The organism is Paeniglutamicibacter sp. MACA_103 (genome assembly GCF_045798555.1).
Taxonomy (GTDB): Bacteria; Actinomycetota; Actinomycetes; order Actinomycetales; family Micrococcaceae; genus Paeniglutamicibacter.
On record NZ_JBIXLN010000004.1, the window covers coordinates 151,093 to 157,451 of the forward strand.

Genomic DNA, 6,359 nt, shown 5'->3' on the forward strand with positions numbered 1-6,359 from the left:
GAACAACACCCATGCCCGAGACAACCGACAAGAACACCGCGCGCATCGGCGTGCTGCTGGTCGATGACCAGCCGCTGCTGCGCATGGGCTTCAGGCTCATCCTCGAAGGCGAGGACGACCTGGAAATCCTCGGGGAGGCCTCCGACGGGGCCGAGGGCGTGCGGCAGGCCATCAAGCTGAAACCCGACGTGGTGCTCATGGACGTGCGCATGCCCACCATGGACGGCATCGAGGCCACCGCCCGCATCGTCAAGGAGCTGCCCGAGGCCAAGGTCATCATCCTGACCACCTTCGACCTGGACGAATACGCCTTCTCCGGGCTGCAGGCCGGGGCCAGCGCCTTCCTGCTCAAGGACGTCGCGCCCGAGGAACTGGTCAACGCGGTGCGCCTGGTGGCCTCCGGCGACGCCGTGGTCGCGCCCCGGGTCACCGCCCGGCTGCTGGAGACCTATGTGCGCGACGGCGCCCCGAACCGCTCCAGCGCCCCGGCGCCGGAACGCGACCCGCTGCTGGGGGATTTGACCCCGCGCGAACTCGAGGTACTCGGGGCCATGGCCGAGGGGCTGTCCAACGCGGAGATCGCGCACCGCTTCTTCCTCTCCGAGGCCACCGTGAAGACCCACGTGCGCCGGATCCTGACCAAGCTGCACCTGCGCGACCGCGTGCAGGCAGTGGTCTACGCATACGAAACCGGGCTGGTCATCCCCAGCCAGGGACTGGACTACTAAGGGAGGATGCCGATGAACTCCGAATTCCTGCGCAGCCCCTGGCTGCTGCTGGCCGTGGTCCTGGGGGTCCTCGGCGCCTTCCTGCTCACCCTCTTCGCCCTGCCCGTTCCCGGGTGGGCTAGCATCGTCCTTGGGGTCGGCGCCCTCGTGGTGGCCCTGGTCCGCACCCGCACCTAGGCGCTCCTGCGCCGCCCCCCCGCACGCAAAACGAGTCAAGGGAACTTCGAATGTCCAGCGCAGCAATCGAGCACATCAACGACCTCTCCGCCTTCGTCGCGGACTCTCCCTCCTCCTTCCACGCCGCCGCGGCGGCGGCCCGCCGCCTGGCCGCGGCCGGCTTCACCGAATTGTCCGAGGCCGAGGCCTGGGATCCGGCCCCCGGCGGACACTTCGTGATCCGCGACGGAGCGCTCATTGCCTGGGTGCAGCCCGAAGGCGCCACCGCCACCACCGGGTTCCACATCGTGGGTTCGCACACCGACTCGCCCTCCTTCAAGCTCAAGCCCAAGCCCACCACCGGCGCGCACGGCTGGCTGCAGGCCGGCGTCGAGGTCTACGGGGGCCCGCTGCTGAACTCCTGGCTGGACCGGGAGCTGCTGCTGGCCGGGCGCCTGGTGCTGCTCGACGGCACACAGGTGCTGGCGCGCACCAAGCCGATGCTGCGCTTCCCGCAGCTGGCCGTCCACCTGGACCGGGCAGTCAACGACGGGCTGGCCCTGGACAAACAGGTGCACATGAACCCGGTGTGGGGGATCGGGAACCCCGAGGAGGCCGACGTGCTGGCGGTGCTGGCCGAATCCGCCGGCGTGGATGCCGCGGAGATCGGCGGCTACGACGTGGTGGTTGCCGACGCGCAGCGCGGCGAGGTCTTCGGCGCGGCCAACGAGTTCTTCGCCTCCGGGCGCCTGGACAACCTCTCCTCGATGCACGCCTCGCTCACCGCGCTGGTGCACCACGCGGCCTCCGGCGCCGGGGAGCACATTGCGGTGCTGGCGGCCTTCGACCACGAGGAAATCGGTTCCGCCTCCCGCTCCGGGGCCTGCGGCCCGTTCCTGCAGGACGTGCTCGAGCGCATCGGGCACGGGCTGGGGGCCACGCTCCAGGACCGCAACCGCGCCTACGCGGACTCGGTCTGCCTCTCGGCCGATGCCGGGCACTCGGTGCACCCGAACTATCCCGGGCGCCACGACCCGGCCAACCGCCCGCTGCTGGGGGCCGGCCCGCTGCTGAAGATCAACGCGAACCAGCGCTACGCCACCGACGCAGTGGGCGCGGCGCTCTTCGCCCGGCTCTGCGCCACCGCGGATGTCCCGTACCAGGAGTTCGTGTCCAACAACCAGATGCCCTGCGGATCGACAATCGGCCCGCTGACCGCCACCCGGCTGGGCATCCGCACCGTGGACGTGGGAATCCCGCTGCTCTCGATGCACTCGGCGCGCGAGATGTGCGCCGTGGCCGATCCGCTGCGCCTGGCCAGGATCTCCGAGGCGTTCTTCGCCGCCTGAGAATTCGCCGGTAAACGCGTCGTTAACACCGGCAGGTTACCCGCCGTTAACCGGCGCGTGCTTTGCTCACGGACATGATTGCCGAGCCGAAGCCACGCCGTTTCCTGCCCGAGGTCCAGTCGCTGCGCGCGGTGGCGGTGCTGCTGGTCGTGGCCTACCACCTCGAGCCGCGCATGGTCCCGGGCGGCTTCGTCGGGGTCGACGTGTTCTTCGCGATCTCCGGTTTCCTGATCACCGGGCACCTGCTGCGCGAGGTGCGCAAGACCGGGCGGATCGACCTTCCCGGGTTCTGGGCCGCACGGGTGAGGCGGATCCTGCCCGCCGCGTTTGCGGTGATCCTCGCGGTGCTGGCAGCCACGCTGGCCTTCCTGCCGGCCACGCAATGGAAGGCCGTGGGCACCGCGGCCCTGGCCTCGGCGTTCTCGGTGGAGAACTGGGTGCTGGCGGCCGACTCCGTCGACTACCTTGCCGCCGATGCCGAGCCCACCGCGCTGCAGCATTTCTGGTCCCTCGGCGTCGAAGAACAGTTCTACCTCTTCTGGCCGCTGCTGGTGCTGCTGGCGGTCTGGCTGGTCCGCAGGCGTGCCGGGGCGCGGGAACGCGTCGGCCGCCGGGAAACCACCGGAGGGCTTCCGCGCACCGCGCTCCTGCTGGTCTTCGGCACCGTCATCCTCGTCTCGCTGGCCTACTCGATGGTGCTGGTGAATTCGGGAAACCCGGCCGCCTACTTCATCACCCCCGCCCGCGTCTGGGAAATGGCCGCCGGCGGCCTGCTGGCCCTCTTGCTCGCCCCGCCCGAACCCGGGCTTGCGGCGCGGAGCAATCGCCTGCTTGCCGCCCCCGGCGTGCGGACCGCGCTGGCCTGGGGCGGCTTTGCCGCGATCGCGGCGGCGGCCTTCGGCTTTGACGGTGGCACGCCCTTCCCCGGACTGTCCGCTGCCCTGCCGGTGGCGGGAACCCTGGCCGTGATCCTGGCCGGGGAGACCCGCGGCGCCTTGGCCCCGCAAAAACTCCTCGAGCTTCCCGCGGTGCAATGGGTGGGGAACGTGTCCTACTCCCTGTACCTGTGGCACTGGCCGGCGCTCACCTTCTTCCTCTTCTTCGCCGACCGCGAGCCGGGGCCCGCCCAGAGCATCGGCCTGCTGGTGCTTTCGCTGCTGCTCGCCTGGGCCAGCTACCGCTGGATCGAAACCCCGGTACGGACCTTCGCCCCGCTCGCCGCCTCGAACTGGCGGGCACTGGGTGCCGGGGCCGCCGCACTGGTTCTGGTCGCGGCGCTTGCGGTGGCTCCCGGAACCCTGGCCGAACGCGAGATCGTCGCCCAGGAACGCGCCGTCGCGACCTTGCTTGCTTCTCCTCCGCCCGGGTTCGGTGCAGCTTCGGTCCGCGCCGGTGCACCTGCATACCTGGAGGGCGTGCGGCAGATCGTCCCGGTTCCGGCCGAGGCCGAATACGACCTGCCCGACCTGGGCGAGTGCGTCCAGAAACCCAAGTCGCCCATCACCGTCGAATGCGAGAAGGGTGCAGTCGACGGGACCCTGACCATTGCCCTGGTGGGCGATTCGCACGCCTCGCATTGGTACCAGGCGATGGAGGCAACCGCCAAGCAACACGGCTGGACGGTGTTGACCTACCTGAAGAACTCCTGCCCCTTCAGCGCCACCAAGCGCACCGCCGAAAAGGATGGCGGCATTTCCTGCCACCAAGCCAACAAGGACACGCTGAAGCGCATCCTGGCCCGCGGGGACGTGGACGCGGTGGTGAGCGGTCACTGGTCCGGGGCCACGTTCGAAAAGGGTGCCGCCGAGGGCTTCTCCGACTATTGGGGCCAGCTGGAAGACGCCGGAATCAAGGTCTACCCGATTCTCGACACCCCGCGCCCCGGGCTGAAGTCCTATGCGCGGGATTGCGTGGTGCAGCATCCGGAAGAGCTTCGGTCCTGCGGTGCCCCGGAATCAAAGGCCTTCGAGGCCAACGACTTCACACTGGCTGCGGCCAAGCTCGAGCCGCGGGTCGGTGTCCTGGATTTCAACGACCAGTTCTGTGCCGACGGGTTCTGCCCGGCCGTCATCGGGAACGTGCTGGTGTATCGGGACAAGCACCACATCTCCGACACCTACATTCGCACGCTCGCCCCGGTCTTCGGCGACCGGCTAGTCGAGCGGCTGCGCACGGACGGGCTGATGAAAGCCGCGCGGTGACCTCCGTGATACACCGCACCCGGCATAGTCGGGCGCGACAGTGATTTTCCGCTAGAATGGTTGAGGCTGTTTCTGCCGCGCCCGGCAATCGGGTTGTGGCGACAGCAAATGCAAAGAACCTCCTGTTGCGGAAATGCCGTGACCGTTTAGCCCAAAGGAGGTGGGTTCACATGCGTGCTTATGAATTGATGGTGCTGATCGACCCCGAGGTCGACGAGCGAACCGTTGAACCGACCCTCGGTAAGTTCCTCGATGTTGTCCGTAACGATGGTGGAACCATCGAGAACGTTGACATCTGGGGCCGTCGCCGCCTGGCCTACGACATTCAGAAGAAGAATGAGGCCATTTACGCGGTGGTTAACTTCACCGCTACCCCCGCTACTTCCGCAGAGCTTGATCGCCAGCTGGGCCTCAATGAGACCATCATGCGCACCAAGATCACCCGCCCGGAAGAGGCAAAGGTCGTAGCAGAGTAATTCTGCTTTTTCGATCTTCGTAGAACAACACTTTAGGAGGCTCCAATGGCAGGCGAGACAGTCATTACGGTTATTGGTAATTTGACCGCTGATCCGGAACTGCGTTTCACCCCGTCAGGATCGGCAGTGGCGAACTTCACCATTGCTTCGACCCCGCGAACCTTCGACCGCCAGACCAATGAATGGAAGGACGGCGACACGCTGTTCCTCCGGGCGTCGGTGTGGCGTGAGGCTGCCGAAAACGTCGCCGAGACGTTGACCAAGGGCATGCGCGTCATCGCCCAGGGCCGCCTCAAGTCGCGTTCCTACGAAACCAAGGAAGGCGAAAAGCGTAACGTCACCGAGCTTGAGGTCGATGAAATCGGCCCGTCGCTGCGTTACGCCTCCGCAAAGGTCACCCGCACCCAGCGCTCCGGCGGTGGCAATGGTGGTGGCTTTGGTGGCCAGCAGAACGCGGGGGCAAATGCCGGCGGGTTTGCCGGCGGCAACCAAGGCGGCGGCGGTGGATTCGGTGGCGGCAACGCCGGCGGAAACTCCGGTGGCGGCTGGAATGCACCGGCAAACGATCCATGGGGCGCTCCTGCCGGAGGAAACAACGGCGGATGGGGCAACCCGGGTTCCGACGAACCACCTTTCTAAACAAATTTATTCACCATCCCGCAGAAAATTCTGCGGGCTCCACCTGATAAAGGAGCTCCACGATGGCTAAGGCTGAACTCCGTAAGCCCAAACCAAAGTCCAACCCCTTGAAGGCCGCTGACATCACTGTCATCGACTACAAGGACGTAGCATTGCTGCGCAAGTTCATTTCCGATCGCGGAAAGATCCGTGCCCGTCGCGTTACCGGTGTTTCCGTACAGGAACAGCGCAAGATCGCACAGGCCATCAAGAACGCGCGTGAAGTGGCCTTGCTGCCTTACTCCGGCGCTGGCCGCGGCTAAGGAAGGTATACCAACATGGCAAAGCTCATTCTGACCCACGAAGTTACCGGCCTCGGTGCCGCAGGCGACATCGTCGAGGTGAAGGATGGTTACGCACGTAACTACCTTCTCCCGCGTTCGTTCGCCATCACCTGGACCAAGGGCGGTGAGAAGCAGGTTGAGTCGATCAAGGCCGCCCGTGCTGCTCGCGCCGTTGCATCCCTGGAAGAGGCACAGGCACTTGCTGCTTCGCTGTCCGCCAAGCCGGTCAAGCTGACCGTCAAGGCCGGCGCTACCGGTCGCCTCTTCGGCACCGTCAAGACCGACGACATCGCCAAGGCTGTTGCAGCCGCCGGCGTTGGCTCGATCGACAAGCGCAACATCGAGATCGACGACCACATCAAGTCGACGGGTAACTACTCGGCGACCGTGCGTCTGCACACCGATGTTTCCGCAAAGATTGCACTGCAGGTTGTTGCAGTAAAGAAGTAATTTCTTTCGCAACCTCCGTCGTCATTGACGACAACCG

The 6,359-nt window shown here is 66.3% G+C and carries 8 protein-coding genes; all 8 read left to right on the forward strand.

What is annotated here, in order from left to right:
- Positions 1–11: 11 nt before the first annotated feature.
- The 8 genes from ACIPVK_RS03405 (at position 12) to rplI (ending at position 6,322) form a co-directional block, all read left to right on the forward strand.
- Positions 12–728 (forward strand): response regulator, encoded by a 717-nt coding sequence (locus ACIPVK_RS03405; protein WP_407610578.1) that lies wholly within the window; start codon positions 12–14, stop codon positions 726–728.
- Positions 729–740: 12 nt separating this feature from the next.
- The gene (locus ACIPVK_RS03410) at positions 741–905 is read left to right on the forward strand and encodes a hypothetical protein (RefSeq protein ID WP_407610579.1); all 165 of its coding nucleotides are present in this window, start codon (positions 741–743) and stop codon (positions 903–905) included.
- 50 nt (positions 906–955) lie between these two features.
- Positions 956–2,233, forward strand: a complete 1,278-nt coding sequence (locus ACIPVK_RS03415; protein ID WP_407610580.1) for a M18 family aminopeptidase — start codon at positions 956–958, stop codon at positions 2,231–2,233.
- A gap of 74 nt (positions 2,234–2,307) precedes the next feature.
- Positions 2,308–4,434: an acyltransferase family protein gene (locus ACIPVK_RS03420; RefSeq protein WP_407610581.1), complete on the forward strand. Its 2,127-nt coding sequence runs from the start codon at positions 2,308–2,310 to the stop codon at positions 4,432–4,434.
- Between the two features lie 170 nt (positions 4,435–4,604).
- Positions 4,605–4,910: a 30S ribosomal protein S6 gene (gene rpsF / locus ACIPVK_RS03425; protein WP_071213679.1), complete on the forward strand. Its 306-nt coding sequence runs from the start codon at positions 4,605–4,607 to the stop codon at positions 4,908–4,910.
- A gap of 45 nt (positions 4,911–4,955) precedes the next feature.
- On the forward strand, positions 4,956–5,549 hold the full coding sequence (locus ACIPVK_RS03430; RefSeq protein ID WP_407610582.1) for a single-stranded DNA-binding protein: 594 nt from the start codon (positions 4,956–4,958) through the stop codon (positions 5,547–5,549).
- A gap of 62 nt (positions 5,550–5,611) precedes the next feature.
- Entirely contained in the window at positions 5,612–5,851 is a 240-nt protein-coding gene (gene rpsR, locus ACIPVK_RS03435) for a 30S ribosomal protein S18 (protein ID WP_007269381.1), read from the forward strand.
- Positions 5,852–5,866: 15 nt separating this feature from the next.
- Positions 5,867–6,322 carry a 50S ribosomal protein L9 gene (gene rplI / locus ACIPVK_RS03440; RefSeq protein ID WP_407610583.1) on the forward strand — a complete coding sequence of 152 codons (456 nt, stop codon included), beginning with the start codon at positions 5,867–5,869 and terminating at the stop codon, positions 6,320–6,322.
- Positions 6,323–6,359: the final 37 nt, after the last annotated feature.

Bases quoted from the DNA above. Each gene is read 5' to 3' on its own strand.
- rplI (WP_407610583.1), top strand. From the start codon at position 5,867: ATGGCAAAGCTCATTCTGACCCACGAAGTTACCGGCCTCGGTGCCGCA.
- rpsF (WP_071213679.1), top strand. From the start codon at position 4,605: ATGCGTGCTTATGAATTGATGGTGCTGATCGACCCCGAGGTCGACGAG.
- ACIPVK_RS03415 (WP_407610580.1), top strand. From the start codon at position 956: ATGTCCAGCGCAGCAATCGAGCACATCAACGACCTCTCCGCCTTCGTC.
- ACIPVK_RS03430 (WP_407610582.1), top strand. From the start codon at position 4,956: ATGGCAGGCGAGACAGTCATTACGGTTATTGGTAATTTGACCGCTGAT.
- ACIPVK_RS03420 (WP_407610581.1), top strand. From the start codon at position 2,308: ATGATTGCCGAGCCGAAGCCACGCCGTTTCCTGCCCGAGGTCCAGTCG.
- ACIPVK_RS03405 (WP_407610578.1), top strand. From the start codon at position 12: ATGCCCGAGACAACCGACAAGAACACCGCGCGCATCGGCGTGCTGCTG.
- rpsR (WP_007269381.1), top strand. From the start codon at position 5,612: ATGGCTAAGGCTGAACTCCGTAAGCCCAAACCAAAGTCCAACCCCTTG.
- ACIPVK_RS03410 (WP_407610579.1), top strand. From the start codon at position 741: ATGAACTCCGAATTCCTGCGCAGCCCCTGGCTGCTGCTGGCCGTGGTC.